At 44.9% G+C, this 16,232-nt stretch carries 14 protein-coding genes; 8 read left to right on the top strand and 6 right to left on the bottom strand.

Going from position 1 to position 16,232, the window contains the following annotated elements:
* Positions 1 to 8 precede the first annotated feature (8 nt).
* A complete protein-coding gene (locus tag LOZ91_RS00120) occupies positions 9 to 791 on the top strand; it encodes a thiazole synthase (protein ID WP_074382971.1) in 783 nt (260 codons plus the stop codon).
* A 324-nt stretch (positions 792 to 1,115) separates the two neighbouring features.
* On the opposite strand, the gene LOZ91_RS00125 is transcribed toward LOZ91_RS00120, so the two are convergent.
* Positions 1,116 to 1,727 (bottom strand): glutathione binding-like protein, encoded by a 612-nt coding sequence (locus tag LOZ91_RS00125; protein WP_005171574.1) that lies wholly within the window; start codon positions 1,725 to 1,727, stop codon positions 1,116 to 1,118.
* A gap of 215 nt (positions 1,728 to 1,942) precedes the next feature.
* On the opposite strand from LOZ91_RS00125, the gene LOZ91_RS00130 reads away from it, so the two are divergent.
* Together LOZ91_RS00130 and trmB are read left to right on the top strand one after the other, a co-directional pair.
* Positions 1,943 to 3,388 (top strand): SulP family inorganic anion transporter, encoded by a 1,446-nt coding sequence (locus LOZ91_RS00130; RefSeq protein WP_244782441.1) that lies wholly within the window; start codon positions 1,943 to 1,945, stop codon positions 3,386 to 3,388.
* A 151-nt stretch (positions 3,389 to 3,539) separates the two neighbouring features.
* Entirely contained in the window at positions 3,540 to 4,256 is a 717-nt protein-coding gene (gene trmB, locus LOZ91_RS00135; RefSeq protein ID WP_244782442.1) for a tRNA (guanosine(46)-N7)-methyltransferase TrmB, read from the top strand.
* Between the two features lie 92 nt (positions 4,257 to 4,348).
* On the opposite strand, the gene LOZ91_RS00140 is transcribed toward trmB, so the two are convergent.
* The 5 genes from LOZ91_RS00140 to LOZ91_RS00160 form a co-directional block, all read right to left on the bottom strand.
* Positions 4,349 to 5,125 (bottom strand): Rossmann-like and DUF2520 domain-containing protein, encoded by a 777-nt coding sequence (locus tag LOZ91_RS00140; protein ID WP_159138064.1) that lies wholly within the window; start codon positions 5,123 to 5,125, stop codon positions 4,349 to 4,351.
* 82 nt (positions 5,126 to 5,207) lie between these two features.
* Positions 5,208 to 6,005 (bottom strand): thioesterase family protein, encoded by a 798-nt coding sequence (locus LOZ91_RS00145; RefSeq protein WP_100329793.1) that lies wholly within the window; start codon positions 6,003 to 6,005, stop codon positions 5,208 to 5,210.
* Positions 6,006 to 6,068: 63 nt separating this feature from the next.
* The gene (locus tag LOZ91_RS00150) at positions 6,069 to 6,740 is read right to left on the bottom strand and encodes a class I SAM-dependent methyltransferase (protein ID WP_100329794.1); all 672 of its coding nucleotides are present in this window, start codon (positions 6,738 to 6,740) and stop codon (positions 6,069 to 6,071) included.
* Between the two features lie 368 nt (positions 6,741 to 7,108).
* Positions 7,109 to 8,797: an AMP-binding protein gene (locus LOZ91_RS00155; protein ID WP_005171582.1), complete on the bottom strand. Its 1,689-nt coding sequence runs from the start codon at positions 8,795 to 8,797 to the stop codon at positions 7,109 to 7,111.
* 96 nt (positions 8,798 to 8,893) lie between these two features.
* Complete coding sequence (locus LOZ91_RS00160) at positions 8,894 to 9,529, bottom strand: TetR/AcrR family transcriptional regulator (protein ID WP_035337915.1); 636 nt, start codon at positions 9,527 to 9,529, stop codon at positions 8,894 to 8,896.
* A 147-nt stretch (positions 9,530 to 9,676) separates the two neighbouring features.
* Here LOZ91_RS00160 and LOZ91_RS00165 point away from each other — a divergent pair, with 147 nt between their 5' ends.
* Genes LOZ91_RS00165 through LOZ91_RS00185 form a run of 5 tightly spaced genes read left to right on the top strand, consistent with a single transcriptional unit; the run spans position 9,677 to position 16,206 of the window.
* Positions 9,677 to 10,849 carry an isovaleryl-CoA dehydrogenase gene (locus tag LOZ91_RS00165; RefSeq protein WP_005096545.1) on the top strand — a complete coding sequence of 391 codons (1,173 nt, stop codon included), beginning with the start codon at positions 9,677 to 9,679 and terminating at the stop codon, positions 10,847 to 10,849.
* Positions 10,850 to 10,884: 35 nt separating this feature from the next.
* The gene (locus LOZ91_RS00170) at positions 10,885 to 12,486 is read left to right on the top strand and encodes a carboxyl transferase domain-containing protein (protein ID WP_100535526.1); all 1,602 of its coding nucleotides are present in this window, start codon (positions 10,885 to 10,887) and stop codon (positions 12,484 to 12,486) included.
* A 12-nt stretch (positions 12,487 to 12,498) separates the two neighbouring features.
* A complete protein-coding gene (locus LOZ91_RS00175; protein WP_074382975.1) occupies positions 12,499 to 13,293 on the top strand; it encodes an enoyl-CoA hydratase/isomerase family protein in 795 nt (264 codons plus the stop codon).
* Positions 13,294 to 13,312: 19 nt separating this feature from the next.
* Positions 13,313 to 15,307, top strand: coding sequence for an acetyl/propionyl/methylcrotonyl-CoA carboxylase subunit alpha (locus tag LOZ91_RS00180; RefSeq protein ID WP_244782443.1), 1,995 nt, complete (start codon positions 13,313 to 13,315; stop codon positions 15,305 to 15,307).
* Positions 15,304 to 16,206: a hydroxymethylglutaryl-CoA lyase gene (locus tag LOZ91_RS00185; protein ID WP_005171595.1), complete on the top strand. Its 903-nt coding sequence runs from the start codon at positions 15,304 to 15,306 to the stop codon at positions 16,204 to 16,206. Before LOZ91_RS00180 ends, LOZ91_RS00185 begins: the two co-directional genes overlap by 4 nt.
* Positions 16,207 to 16,232 lie beyond the last annotated feature (26 nt).

Consider the following 16,232-nt stretch of genomic DNA (forward strand, 5'->3'; position numbering starts at 1 on the left):
GGACGATTATGCAAGATTTATTACAGATTGGTTCACGCCAATTCCAGTCTCGCCTTTTGGTAGGCACAGGCAAATATAAAGATTTAAATGAAACTCAGCAAGCCATTGAAACCAGTGGCGCAGAGATTGTTACTGTCGCGATTCGTCGGGTCAATATTGGACAGCATCCAGATCAGCCGAATCTGCTGTCAGTCATTCCTCCGGAAAAATATACCATTTTGCCGAATACCGCAGGTTGTTTCGATGCCAATAGTGCCGTTCGCACCTGTATGCTGGCACGCGAACTCCTTGATGGCCATAATCTGGTCAAGCTTGAAGTTTTAGGCGATGAAAAGACCTTATATCCGAATGTGACTGAAACCTTGAAAGCTGCACGTACCTTGATTGACGATGGCTTTGAGATCATGGTCTATACTTCGGATGATCCAATCGTGGCGCAAGAACTGGAAAGCATGGGCTGTGTGGCAATTATGCCTTTGGGCAGCCTGATTGGTTCGGGCTTGGGAATTCTCAATCCACATACCCTGTCGATTATTAAAGAAAATGCCAAAGTGCCTGTACTGGTCGATGCTGGTGTCGGTACCGCAAGTGATGCCGCAATTGCGATGGAACTGGGCTGTGATGGTGTACTGATGAATACAGCGATTGCAGCTGCACAGAATCCGGTACTCATGGCCTCTGCAATGCGTAAAGCAGTCGAAGCTGGTCGTGAAGCTTTTCTGGCCGGCCGTATGCCGCGTAAACGTATGGCCAATGCCAGCTCGCCGGAAACTGGTTATTTCTTTAAATAATATTTAAAGTCTTGGATCATTTTTCAAATAAGGATTCTCAGGAATCCTTATTTTTTTGACTAAAATTCATGGGCACAATTTAAGCTTAAATCATTCAGCTATTTGATCGAGCTTTTATAATAATGAACACTCGATAATAAAAATAAGGATGTACGCTGGCGCTACTCAACTGCAGCGCGATGATCGACGTTCAAGTCTCATCAGCGATTCTATTAAAATAACATTGATTTTGTTAATTTCTATTCACACTTTAATGATGAAGACTGACAAATAAAAACCGCTTTCAATAAAGCGGTTTTTTTAAGCCTGATGATGAATACTCATTTATGGAATTAGACCTTCATCTCGCATTGCAATCTGTACAGACTGACGCTCTGCGACTTTATTGCGGATATGAATAATATTCTTATACGGACTTAAATCATGCTCAATATGATTCGACCAATTGGTCAACACAAACAGATAAGCATCGGCTGGGCCAAAGTTATCATCAACCAGATAGTCATTGTCTGATTCAGCAATCGCTTTGTCGATATAACTCAATAGACGATCGACTTCTGCATAGGCTTTTTTCTTTTCATCATCGGATAACTTGCCACCAAAGAACACCGCATAAGCATCATGCAATTCTGAGTTGAGATAACCCAGCCATTCCAGAACTTTGGCACGTCCCATACCAGATGGCGGAATCAGATCTTGTTTTGGATCGTGTTGAGCCAGAAAAGGTAAAATGGCTACGTTTTCTGTCAGGATCAGACCAGGATTAATTTCTAAGGCTGGTACATAGCCTTTAGGATTAATTTCGTAATAATCCGTACCTTTCTCTGTTTTATGTGTTTTTAAGTCAACACGTTCCAAATCAAAATCGACATTAATTTCATTTAAAATAATATGAGCTGCCAGTGAGCATGCACCCGGCGAATAGTAAAGCTTCATTTCTGATCCTTGTTATACACTTCTCTATGTTTTAAATCGCTTCTGTCAAACTTTCAAGTGATCAAACCTGTAAATTGCAAAAAAGCGTAACTGCCCCTCAAGACATTTACTCATTCAATATTCAGGAAATTAACGGCTTTTTCAAGCCCATCTCTGTAGATTTTTGACCGCATCTGTTTAAGATACCCAGGTTTTCCAAATTTAGATGATATTTCGTGATTAGCCTTAAAAAAGAAGAATGGTTTTCCAATGTCCGGACTGATGTACTCGCAGGTTTGGTGGTTGGACTGGCCTTAATTCCCGAGTCGATCGCCTTCTCTGCAATTGCTGGCGTCGATCCGCAGGTCGGTCTCTATGCTTCGTTTTGTATTGCTGTGACGATTGCTTTTTTTGGCGGCCGCCCTGCCATGATCTCAGCGGCTACGGGTGCGATGGCACTGCTGATGATTACGCTGGTAAAAGACCATGGACTGCAATATCTGCTGGTAGCGACTATTCTGACCGGAATTATTCAGGTCATTGCCGGTTATTTTAAAGTGGCCAAGTTGATGCGCTTTGTTTCGCAAGCTGTGGTGTATGGATTTTTGAATGCATTGGCAATTCTGATTTTTGTCGCACAGCTTCCCGAGATGCAAAAAATGGATGGGATGGGCTATCTGTTTATTGCCATGGGTCTGGCGATTATCTATCTATTTCCTTATCTGCCTGAAATTGGTAAAGCCATTCCTTCTCCGCTAATTTGCATCATCGTGCTGAGTGGACTGGCGCTGTTCTTGGGTACAGATATGCGAACCGTGAGTGATCTGGGGCAATTTCCGGACACCTTACCAATGTTCCTGCTGCCAGAGATTCCGCTCAATCTGGAAACCCTACAAATTGTACTGCCTTATTCATTGACGCTGGCGACTGTCGGTTTGCTGGAAAGCATGATGACTACGACTGTAATTGATGAAGTGACCGGAACTGAAGGTGACCGCCATCAGGAATGTCGTGGTCAGGGTATGGCCAATATTGTCAGTGGTTTTATGGGTGGCATGGCCGGTTGTGCCATGATCGGTCAATCGATTATTAATGTGTCTTCCGGTGCACGAACCCGTTTATCAACGCTGATTGCCGGTGTATTTTTGCTGTGCCTGGTGGTGTTTCTGAAAGACTGGCTGGCTTATATTCCGATGGCGGCTTTGGTGGCGATTATGGTGATGGTCGCCTTTACCACTTTCCAGTGGGGTTCAGTCAAACAATTCAATAAACATCCGCTGGAATTTAATGTGGTTATGATTGCGGTGGTGCTGGTGGTTTTAGCCACCCATAATCTGGCACTGGGTGTATTTGTTGGCGTGCTGCTTTCTGCTCTGTTCTTTATCAATAAACTGGAAAGAACCGTACATGTCTATACGCATTTGAATTCGGCTCATTCACGCAGCTACTTTATTTCTGGACAGATTTTCTTTAGCAGTTCAGAGAACTGCTATCAGTTCTTTGATTTTAAAGAAAAGCTTGAACATGTTGAACTTGATCTGACCCATGCGCATATTTGGGATGTGACCTCAGTGAATATGCTGAATAACGTCATCCAGAAATTTAAAGCTCAAGGTATAGAGGTGACCGTGATTGGTTTAAATGAAGCTAGCAGCACCTTGATTGACCGTTTTAGTAGCTGAGGCATGATGATTAATAAAAGAGCCAAGCGAGGCTCTTTTATTGTATCTGGAAGATCTTGCCGATTTTTATGGAGAAATACCGAGAAAAGTTTGACTTGCTCGGCTCAGGACTTAAAATACCGCATTCTGAATTTTTAGATTTGCCAAAGTTATGTCGAACGATCAATTAGACCAGCAAGTCGTGGAGCTGGACAATTTAAGCGAGCACCGTGAAATCGTGACGTTTATGCGCCGCTCAATGCCGCTGAACACCTCTCAACGTACTGCGCTTGAACAATATGGTCACTTAATTTTGGAATATCCGGTGGGCGATTTACGTCAACACTTTGAACATCCGGAGCGTCCTTTAACGGTAGAAATCGGTTTTGGTATGGGTCGTTCTCTGGTGCTGATGGCCAAGGCCAATCCCGAGCGTAATTTTGTCGGGATTGAAGTTCATGTACCAGGCATTGCGCAGTGTGTCTATGAAGCAGGTATGGCCGGCGTAACCAACTTACGCGTACTGGATGCCGATGCGATTCAAGTGCTGCGTGAAATGCCGGACAATAGTATCAATACGGTTCAGCTTTACTTCCCTGATCCATGGCAGAAAAAACGTCATTTTAAACGCCGTTTTGTTTCACATGAACGTATGCCACTGGTTGAGCAAAAGCTGGAGCTGGGCGGCACCTTCCATGCTGCAACAGATTGGGAACCATATGCAGAATGGATGCTTGAAGTTTTGGAAGAACGTCAACGTCTGGAAAACCTCGCAGGTAAAGGCAACAGCTATCCTCGTCCTGACTGGCGTCCACAAACCAAGTTTGAGCGTCGCGGCATTGAAGCCGGTCACAAGATTAATGACTTTATCTTCAAGAAAATTTCTTAATCTAAGACTCAAAAAAGCGCTGATTATTCAGCGCTTTTTTATAGAGAAAATTTGTCTTTGAACCCTGCTCTGTAGATAAATCATTAGCTTCTTCATTTTTGATGACGCGTGAGAATCTGCTGGCTCAACAACTGATAGACATTTTGTAAATCTGCTCGCTGCCGATTCGCCAGCATCTGCTGATGCATATTTAGGATATTTTGATCACCACGCATGGCGGGGCCAGTCTGCATTTGCCTTGGATCATTTTCGGTAGCTTTATGGGCAGTTTCTAGTATTAAGGGATACAGCAGACTGAAATCGACCTGCTCAGCATCTACAATCTGTTTGGCCATATCATAACAATAATTACTGAAATTACAGGCAAATACTGCGGCCAGATGCAAACTTAAGCGTTGTTCAGAGCTATAGTGATAGACTCTATTGCTTAGGCTATTTGCTAGATCATGCAGTTTTTCTTGATCTTCAGCATTATCCGCTTCAATAAATAAAGGCGTATTCGACCAGTCGATGTCACGTTCCAGACTAAAAGTCTGTAAAGGGTAAAATACACCTGAACGTGGGTGAACATCCTGCAAAACGTTTAAGTGGGTACTGCCAGAAGTATGTACGATCAACACATCAGGAAGATAGGCATGTACCTGCTCGATGACAGATCGAATGAATTGGTCACTGACGGCAATGATTAAAAGATCAATTTCGGAATGCAGTAATTCAGGAGCGTTGATCGCCTGAGCCTTAAATTTAGATGCCAGCTGTTCTGCCTTGGCAAAACTGCGGCTATAGATTTGTACAAGCTCATGCTGTCCATTTAAGCCTTGGGCAAGATGAAAGGCAACTCGACCTGCCCCAATAATACTAATCCGCATCTGCTGATCTTCCTGAATAATTGCGCACAGCATGCCAATAAAAAAAGGACGAAGCAATTCGTCCTTTTGTGTAAATCAGATTTTAAAATTTACGTAAGGTTAAAATCTGCTCACTGCGACCAAAAGGCCCATGAAGATCATGTAAAATTCCACTGGTTAAACCAATGCCATCTTCACCATATTGCTGTAGCACTTCTAGTCCTAGCCATGTGCCTTTAGGTAAACGATGCAAATGAATCTGCAAATCCAGATTTGGGAAACCCCATCCCGCATTTGGATCCTGACGCGGCACCACGCCATTGGCTGTATCCACCATTCCCATCAAACGGCTAAAGTCGCTGGTCGTCTGACCTTCTACCATTTCCAGGGCATTGGATAACCAGACAATACCTTTGCCAGCACGATGATCGACATGGGCACGGGTATTAATACTTTGAATATAACCACCTGGCCAGCAGCGCATCCCTTCCCACACCGGCAGGTCTTCAGGGTGCTGAACCGGAAAATCCTCCAGACCGGCGATCGTACGGGTATCCGAAGTCATCATTTTCCAGGCACGTGCCACAATACAGGTTTTCCCGTTGGCACACATTTCTGCTTCAATGAGTTCGATGGTTTTACCCGGACGAATCATGCGCGTAGTAATGGAAAATTCACCAAAAGCAATCAGTCCAAAGATATCCAGACTCACCCGGCCAATGCGCATCTCTGCACGTGGCTGAAACTGTTCCAGTTCTGCACAAATAATACCAGTCGCGGGCGCCATATGCTGCTCATGCGGATTCCATGCACCTTGCGCATGAATATTAGATTCATAATAAGCAGTGCTGCTGCCATCGGCATGCTGTTCGCGGTTGATGAAACGATAGTAGGCTGACATTGTTTTTACACTTCCTTGAATCTTATATTTAAATTTCTAGTTAACTGTTTCAGTTAGCTATGCTTATTTCTGTATAAAAAAACCATAATAATTCATGATTTGACAGTAAATTTTGCTATGTTTAAATCCGACTTTGGTTAAAAGCGCTGCTAAATCTTGGGCAGAGATTAAATGAAAATCCTGCTGTAACCGTTCAAGCATTTTTTCGCTTTGTTGAATACTGAGTCCTGTCTGCTGTGCCATTTTTTGCAAGATTTTTAATTCAGTTTTATTTTCAGGTTGCATCAAGTCATAGGTTAACAGGATTCCATCGGTCTTAAGACTATCGGATATATCCTGAAAAAATTCAGTTTTATTTTCTGATGGAATAAAATGTGCCACCAAAATTGCTAGAGCCGCATCGAACTGATTATCTTGATTTAAGCTTTGTGTATCTGTCTGAATAAAACGAATCCGCTGCGATCCCAGGTCTAACCCAATATTTTTCTGCGCCTGTTCCAGCATAGTCGCCGATGGATCAATTGCAGTAAATGTCCAGTTTGGGTGGCGTTGCAACAGATAAGATAGCTCATAGCCTGTCCCGCAACCAACCACCAATATATGGGCAATTTCGGGTAAATGAGTGGTTAGGATGGCATCAATTTGCTGATGTACCAGTTCATAGCCGGGAATCAATTTACGGATGTGCTCATCATAATTAGCGACGACGAGTTCACTATGGAAGTTTTTTGCCATATTTTCACTTTACCTCACACCATTCAACAGACTAAAGAGCATTAGGTTTATCAGTTATTACAATATTGATAAAGATTCCATCTAAAGGTTTTAAATTTTCGACCATTATCCTAAATCTAATCACATGACAGGCGACATGAATGTCGCCATTTTGCTGAAGGGACATGGATGTCCCTTCAGCAAAATAAAGGGCTTTTGTTTACTTTTAGCCCATCGAAAGTCAAAGCATGGCCTACACGTTAAAATTAAAATCTTTCTTTCTAAGTGAGGCTGTGCAGATCTTTCGCTTTTTCTTAATAGTTTCTCTTCAACTTTTTTTAATGATAAAAAAGTTGAAGAATTCACCAATCTCAAAAACTAAACAATACTTAAGCTATTTCCTTTAAGTTCAACTCTTCACGCATAAATTCACGTAATTTAAACTTCTGCGCCTTACCGGAAGCTGTCATCGGGAACTCATGGAAGAAACGCACATAGCGCGGCACTTTATTGTGTGAGATATGCTCGGCACAATACTGGCGAATAGTTTCTTCAGTACACGGATCGTTTTCATGCAAAATGATGCAGGCACAGAGTTCTTCACCATACTTATGATCTGGCACACCAATCACCTGAACATCTGAAACCGCAGGATGGGTATAAAGGAAGTCTTCAATTTCTTTGGGGAACAGGTTTTCACCGCCACGAATGACGACATCCTTGATTCGCCCCTTGATTTTGACAAAGCCTTCATCATCCATTTCAGCAATATCACCCGTATGCATCCAGCGCGCATTATCAATTACTTCTGCAGTTTTATCCTGATCTTCCCAATAACCGAGCATCACCGAATAACCACGCACACAGAGTTCACCGAGTTGTCCGCGCGGCACCACCTTGCCATCTTCATCGACAATTTTCACTTCCAGATGCGGATGTACCCGGCCGACTGTCGTAACACGCTGTTCAATGGAGTCTGCGGTAGAGCTTTGCGCACTGACCGGTGCGGTTTCAGTCATGCCATAGCAAATGGTGATATCTGACATATGCATCCGCTCAATCACACGCTGCATGATTTCCTGTGGACATGGACTGCCGGCCATAATGCCGGTACGTAAACTGCTCAGATCAAATTCATCAAACTGTTCATGCTCAAGAATGGCAATAAACATGGTCGGCACCCCATAAGCCGCCGTACATTTTTCTTGTTGAATGGCTTTGAGGGTTTCCAGAGGATTGAAAACGGCAGATGGATAAATCATGGCTGAACCATGGGTAATACAGGCCAGATTTCCCATCACCATACCAAAGCAGTGGAACAGTGGTACCGAAATACAAACCCGATCTTCTGGACTTAAATGAATGGCTTCACCGACAAAATAGCCATTATTTAAAATATTGTTATGGGTCAACATAGTACCTTTCGGATTCCCCGTTGTACCCGAGGTGAACTGAATATTGATGGTTTCATCAAACTGCAATTCACTCGAAATTTGCTGCAATTTTTCTAAGGCGTTTGCGCTTGGTTCCACCAATAAGTCCTGAAAACGATGTAGACCCGGATGTTCCTGTTCATCAATTTTAATCACATGCTTCAAATGCGGCAGACGCTCTGCATTGAGTAATTTACTTTCAGTCTGTGTTAGCTCAGGAGCAATTTTAGTCAGAATTTCCTGATAGTCAGTGGTTTTAAACTGCGCTGCAATCACCAGTCCCTTACAGGAGACCTTGTTTAAGACATATTCCAGTTCATTACTTTTATAAGCTGGATTCAAGTTCACCAGAATAATTCCCGCCTTAAATGCAGCAAACTGGGTAATGGTCCATTCCACACAGTTCGGCGACCAGATGGCCAGACGGTCACCTTTTTTCAGGCCCAGTTTTTGCAAACTACAGGCAAAAGCATTCACTTGCTGCTGCAACTGCTGATAGCTCAGACGCACATTCTGGTGCAAGCTGACGATTGCATCAGAATGTGCATACTGTTCGCATGCCTGATCAAATTTTTCGCCAATTGTCATGCCCAATAAGGGTTGGCTGCTTGTTCCGTAGGCATAGCTTAACCGTACTTGTGTCATTGAATCGATCTCCTTGATTCTTTGTAATTCTGATTTTCAACTCTATTAATTGTTTTTGACCACGACAACCCTGTCTTCCTGCCTGTTTTTTGTGTTTTATGCTCCTGCTACTCCCTCCTGTCGACGTACTGCGTTGACACAAAAATCGGCAATCTGTTTGACAAAGTGATCCTTATAATTTTGATCAAACCTGATATTCCGAGATGGATTCAAAGGTTCAATTACCACAAAGGTCATGGAACCAACCACACCCAGCGCTGCGGTATTTAAATCTTCAAATTCAAACTCGCCATTGACTTTTCCTTCAGCCAAAATTTCCTTAATGCTTTGCTTGATTAGCTGTTTACTGTGAAAACGCTCATGTTCCATTTCCGGATCGACCGGTTCGAACATCAGCGAATACGCCAACTGTGGGCTGTTCATGGCTCGCTTCACAAAAGTTGTAACAGATTTTTGCAATTTCTGTTTTGGCGATAAATCCGAGGCAGCAATGTGATTTAAAATCTCAATCTCAAGCCGAATTGCTTCTGACAAAACCTGAATCAAAATCTGATTCTTGTTTTCGAAATATCGATATACCAAGCCTGTAGAAACGCCTGCACGTTCTGCAATCGCCTGAATCGACGCCTCTTTAAAGCCCCCTTGAGTAATCAGCTCACGAGCAGATTGCAAGATCGCCAAGCGATTTTGCTCCATTCGTTCCTGCATCAATGATGATCTTTTATAACTCATAAAATTAATCTCAACAAGATAAAATGAATTGTAAATCATTTTGTGAATATTGATTCACTTTTTTAAATTTTCGATGTATGTTAAATAACAAGCACAACAAAAATGCTTTTTTGGATACAACAAATAGAACCACAGGATGGATGAACAATGAATTTACAAAGCTTGGATTTCGGTTTGGACGAAACACTTATTGCACTTCGTGATTCAGTGGCTGCATTTTGCGCCAAGGAAATTGCTCCAATTGCTCAACAAGTGGACCGTGACAATGAATTCCCTGCTCACCTTTGGAAAAAATTTGGCGAGATGGGCCTGCTCGGTCTGACGGTCAGTGAGGAATATGGCGGTTCAAATTTCGGTTATCTGGCACACATCATTGCCATGCAGGAAATTTCCCGCGCTTCAGCATCGATTGGTTTGTCCTATGGCGCACATTCTAACCTATGTGTAAACCAGATTAAGCGTAATGGCAGTGAAGAACAGAAACAGCGCTATCTGCCCAAACTGGTATCTGGTGATTATGTCGGTGCATTGGCCATGTCCGAACCCAATGCCGGATCCGATGTGGTCAGCATGAAACTCAAAGCTGAAGACAAAGGTGATCATTACCTGCTGAATGGTTCGAAAATGTGGATCACCAATGGCGGCGATGCCGATGTACTGGTGGTCTACGCAAAAACCGATTTACAAGCCGGTGCCAAAGGCATGACCGCTTTTCTGGTTGAAAAAAATATGCCGGGGTTTAGTCACGGTACGCACCTAGACAAACTCGGCATGCGTGGCTCAAACACTTATCCACTATTTTTTGACAATGTCGCAGTGCCAAAAGAAAACGTGCTCGGCGGTGTCGGCAATGGCACCAAAGTGCTGATGAGCGGTCTGGACTATGAACGTGCTGTTTTAAGTGCAGGCCCACTCGGCATTATGGATGCCTGTATGGATACCGTGATTCCGTATATTCATGATCGTAAACAGTTTGGTCAGGCGCTGGGTGAATTCCAGTTGATGCAGGGCAAAATTGCTGACATGTATTCCACCTGGCTGGCCTGTAAAGCCCTGGTCTATGCAGTTGGCGCAGAATGTGACAAGGCAGAGCATAGCCGTAGCCTGCGTAAAGATGCCGCCAGTGCGATTTTATATGCAGCTGAAAAAGCCACCTGGATGGCGGGCGAAACCATTCAAACCTTGGGTGGCAACGGTTATATCAACGAGTTTGCTGCGGGACGTCTATGGCGCGATGCCAAACTGTATGAAATTGGCGCAGGCACCTCAGAAATTCGCCGCATGCTGATTGGCCGCGAACTGTTTAATGAAACTGCCTAAAAAATAAATCACAAGAATAGACAAGGATGTTCGGCATGAATCAATTAAAGAGCAAAATTAATATTCGCAGCGACGAATTTAAAAACAACCAGACGGCGATGCAAAATCTGGTCGAAGACCTGAAACAGAAAGTCCAAAAAATTGCCTTGGGTGGGGGTGAAACTGCCCGTCAAAAACATTTGGATCGCGGTAAATTACTAGCCAGAGAACGTATTGATCATCTGATTGATCCTGGCACGGCATTTATTGAAATTGGACAACTGGCTGCCTATCAGGTCTATCAGGACGATGTGCCTGCTGCGGGCGTGGTCGCTGGCGTTGGTCAGGTCAATGGCGTAACCTGCATGATCATTGCCAATGATGCGACTGTTAAAGGGGGCACTTATTATCCACTGACCGTAAAAAAACATTTGCGTGCTCAGGAAATTGCCGAGCAGAATCATTTGACCTGTATTTATCTGGTCGATTCTGGCGGTGCCTATTTGCCGCTACAAGATGAAGTCTTCCCGGATCGTGATCACTTCGGACGTATTTTCTATAATCAGGCGCGTATGTCGAGCCAAGGCATTGCCCAGATTGCCGTGGTAATGGGCAGTTGTACGGCGGGTGGTGCCTATGTGCCTGCCATGTCGGATGAAACTATTATTGTACGCAATCAGGGAACCATTTTCCTCGGTGGCCCGCCACTGGTCAAAGCTGCAACCGGTGAAGTTGTTTCCAGTGAAGACCTTGGTGGTGGTGATGTGCATACCCGCCTCTCCGGTGTAGCCGATCATCTGGCTGAAAATGACCAGCATGCCCTGGAAATTGCCCGCAATATTGTGGCCAATTTAAATAAAAAACCAAATCCGTTGCCTGAACATGTGGAAGCGCCTTTGTTTGATGCTTCAGAGCTATACGGTATCGTGCCAACAGATTCGCGTAAACCTTTTGATGTCCGTGAAGTGATTGCCCGGATTGTCGATGGTTCGCGTTTTGATGAATTCAAGGCTCGATTTGGTACTACCTTGATTACCGGATTTGCCAGCCTATACGGTATGCCAGTCGGGATTATTGCCAATAACGGCATTCTGTTTTCCGAGTCAGCACAAAAAGGTGCACATTTTATTGAGCTGTGCTGTCAGCGCAATATTCCCCTGCTATTTATCCAGAATATCACTGGCTTTATGGTTGGCCGCCAGTATGAAAATGAAGGCATTGCCAAAAATGGCGCCAAACTGGTGATGGCTGTGGCCAATGCCAATGTGCCTAAACTGACCATGGTGATTGGCGGCTCATTTGGTGCCGGCAACTATGGTATGTGTGGCCGCGCGTATTCACCACGCTTTATGTGGACTTGGCCAAACTCACGTATTTCAGTGATGGGCGGTGAACAGGCCTCCAGCGTATTGTCGACCTTAAAACGTGATCAGATTGAAGTCAAAGGCGCTAACTGGTCTGCGGAAGAAGAAGATCAGTTTAAACAGCCAATTCGTGATCAGTACGAACGCCAAGGTCATCCTTATTATGCCTCTGCACGTTTATGGGATGACGGTGTCATTGACCCTGCCCAATCTCGTGAAGTGTTAGGTCTTAGTTTAGCTGCGGCACTGAATGCGCCAATCCAGCCGACCAAGTTTGGCGTGTTCCGCATGTAAGAGGTGAAAAAAATGACATATCAATTTTTACAGCTCGAACAGCAAAATCAAGTGGCAACAGTCTGGATTAATCGCGCTGAACTGCACAATGCCTTTAATACTCAGGTCATTGAAGAATTGTATCGCTGCTTCCAGTCTTTAAATAGCCGTGATGATGTACGTGTGGTGATTCTGGCAGGGCGCGGCAAAAGCTTTTCGGCTGGTGCCGATCTGAACTGGATGAAGCAGGCCGGTCAGGCTTCTCAAGCAGACAACGAAGCAGATGCATTAAAACTGGCGAAAATGCTGCAAAGCCTAGCGACTTTAAAGCAGCCAACCATCGCCCGGGTGCATGGCATTGCTTTTGGCGGTGGTATGGGTCTGGCATCAGCTTGTGATATTTGCGTGGCCAGCACCGATGCCAAGTTTGCCACCTCTGAAGTACGCCTAGGTCTGGCACCTTCGACCATCAGCCCGTATGTGATTCGTGCGATTGGTGCGCGTCAGGCTTCACGTTACTTCCTGACTGCCGAGCGAATTTCTGCGGAACAGGCCAAAACCATTGGACTGGCGCATGAAGTCACTCCACCGGAACAGCTCGACAGCAAAATTGATGAAATTGTGGAAGCCCTGTTACTCGGTGGCCCTGCTGCACAAAATTCCTCAAAACAACTGATTCAACTGGTCGACCAACAGGTTTTGACCGAAGATTTACTTCTTAAAACAGCACAGCATATTGCCCATATTCGCCAGGGAGATGAGGCGAAAAATGGACTGAATGCATTTTTAAACAAACAAAGCCCGGCCTGGATCAAGACCACGGCATAACAACAAGAAGGATGCTACGATGTTTGAAAAGATTTTAATTGCCAACCGTGGTGAAATTGCCTGCCGTGTGATTCGTACAGCAAAAAAACTCGGTATTGCCACCGTTGCCGTATACTCCGATGCCGATGCACAGGCACAGCATGTCAAACTGGCGGATGAAGCGATCTATATTGGTGAATCGCCAGCAGCACAAAGCTATTTACAGATCGAACGTATTATTCAGGCGGCCAAAAACACCGGTGCGCAAGCAATTCACCCAGGTTATGGCTTTTTGTCGGAAAATGACCAGTTTGCCCTGGCCTGTCAGGACAATAATATTGTCTTTATTGGCCCGCCTGTCGATGCCATTTTGGCGATGGGTCTCAAAGCCACCTCTAAAGCGTTGATGGAAAAAGCTGGTGTGCCTTTAACCCCGGGCTATCACGGTAGCAATCAGGATGCCGACTTCCTGAAACAGCAGGCTGACAGCATCGGCTATCCGGTGCTAATCAAAGCCAGTGCTGGCGGTGGCGGTAAAGGCATGCGTCTGGTCGAGCGCAGTGAAGATTTTCTGAGTTCGCTGGCTTCATGTAAAAGCGAAGCGCGTTCCAGTTTTGGCAATGAAGATGTGCTAATTGAACGCTATGTGATTCAGCCACGTCATATTGAAGTACAGGTTTTTGGCGATACCCACGGCAATTATGTGCATTTATTTGAACGTGATTGCTCGGTACAACGTCGTCATCAAAAAGTCCTTGAAGAAGCGCCTGCACCAAAAATGCCAGAAGACAAACTTGAAGCGATGCGCCAGGCCGCGATTGATGCCGCACGTGCGGTCGATTATGTCGGTGCCGGTACGGTAGAGTTTATCGTCGAGCAAGATGGTACTGCCTATTTCATGGAAATGAATACCCGTTTGCAGGTTGAGCACCCGGTCACTGAAATGATTACAGGTCAGGATCTGGTGGAATGGCAACTGCGCGTAGCTTTTGGTGAGCCTTTACCCAAACAGCAGCATGAATTACAGATCCACGGGCATGCACTGGAAGCACGTGTCTATGCCGAAGAACCAGAGAAAGGCTTTATTCCTGCGATTGGCCAGATCAGCTATTTACACTATCCAGAGCAAAATGACTGTGTACGTGTGGATAGTGGCATTGTCGAAGGTGATGAAATCAGCACCTATTATGATCCGATGATTGCCAAACTGATTGTCTGGGGCAAAAACCGCGAAGCTGCTTTAACGCAAATGCATCATGCCCTGGGCCATTTCCATGTGGATGGCTTGGGCAATAATATTGCATTCCTCGACCGTTTGGTGCTGTGTGATTCGTTTAAAAATGCCCATCTGGATACCGGCCTGATTCAACGTGAAGAAGAGTTCTTATTAAAACCTTCGACTGAGATCAATGCTGAACTGATCGTTAGTGCTGCATTCATCGAATTATTATCACGCCAAGCTCAAAACCCGGTTGCGAATAACTCAGTCTGGCAACAACACGCTTTCTGGCGCCTGAATCAGCAAAATGCATATACAGTGCAATTACAACGCAATGGCATTATGCTTAAAGTTCAGTTCAGTACGCAAGAGCAAGGTTTTATCGCCACTTATAATGGTCAGCAGATTCAGCTACAAGGTCAGTTGATTGATGCACATACTTTAGCTTTGCAACTGGCAGGCAAACAGCAAAAACTGGCCTTTAGCCAGACTGAACATGGCATTACCCTGTTCCAGAATGGTCAGACACATAAATTCGAGTCTATCCAGCCGGATTATGATCAGCATGATGATCAAGGGACAGAAAACAACCTCACTGCACCAATGCCAGGTGTGATCACGCAAGTACTGGTCGCTGCCAATGACAAGGTCAAAAAAGACGATATCTTGATGACGCTGGAAGCGATGAAAATTGAATACTCGATTCGTGCACCACATGACGGCATCATCGCCAGTTCATATTTCCAGAAAGGTGATCAGGTCAAAGCCGGTGATGAACTGCTTGAGTTCCAGCCACTGACGGAGGATGTTGCATGACCGAATTTGTCAAAATTGTAGAAGTCGGGCCACGCGATGGCCTGCAAAATGAAAAAACGCCATTAACGCTGGATGATCGGAAAAATCTGATTCTGGATCTGATGAAAACCGGTTTACAGGCGATTGAAGTCGGTTCCTGTGTTTCAGCCAAATGGGTGCCACAAATGGCAGACAGCGATCAGCTGTTTGCCGGCTTGCCCAAAGACCCAAATATTCAGTTCAGTTTACTCACCCCAAACCTGAAGGGCTTTGAAGCAGCGCTGGCGGTGGGTTGCAAGGAAGTTGCGGTCTTTACCGCAGCGTCTGAAAGCTTTACCCGCAAAAATATCAATTGCTCGATTGATGAAAGCTTGGAGAAGTTTGCCGATGTGATGGCGGCCGCCAAAGCCAATGATATTCGGGTACGCGGTTATGTGTCCTGTATGGTGGACTGCCCTTATGAAGGTGCGATTGATCCGAAACAGGTGGTCAAAGTCACCCAACGTTTGCTGGATATGGGCTGCTATGAAGTGTCGTTGGGTGAAACCATTGGTACAGCCACACCGGATCGGGTGCAAAAAGTCTGGGATGCTTGCCTGGCTCAGATCGATACCAAGGTTTTGGCAGGTCATTTCCATAATACCTATGGCATGGCCATCGCCAATATTTACCAGTCGCTGTTACAAGGCATCCGGGTATTTGATTCATCCATTGCCGGTCTGGGTGGCTGTCCTTATGCCAAGGGTGCTTCAGGCAATGTTTCAACTGAAGACCTGTATTACCTGCTCTCGAATATGGGCTTTGAAACCGGTATTCAACTGGATGCCCTGATGCAGGCCAGCCGTAATATCAGTGAGGTGTTGCAGCGCAATAATCCCTCCAATTATGCCAATGCCTATTGGCAAAAAGCCTGTGCCTAACAATAGCAATACCCGGACACGATACA

This window comes from Acinetobacter sp. F-1 (assembly GCF_022869025.1).
Classification (GTDB): Bacteria; Pseudomonadota; Gammaproteobacteria; order Pseudomonadales; family Moraxellaceae; genus Acinetobacter; species Acinetobacter pseudolwoffii.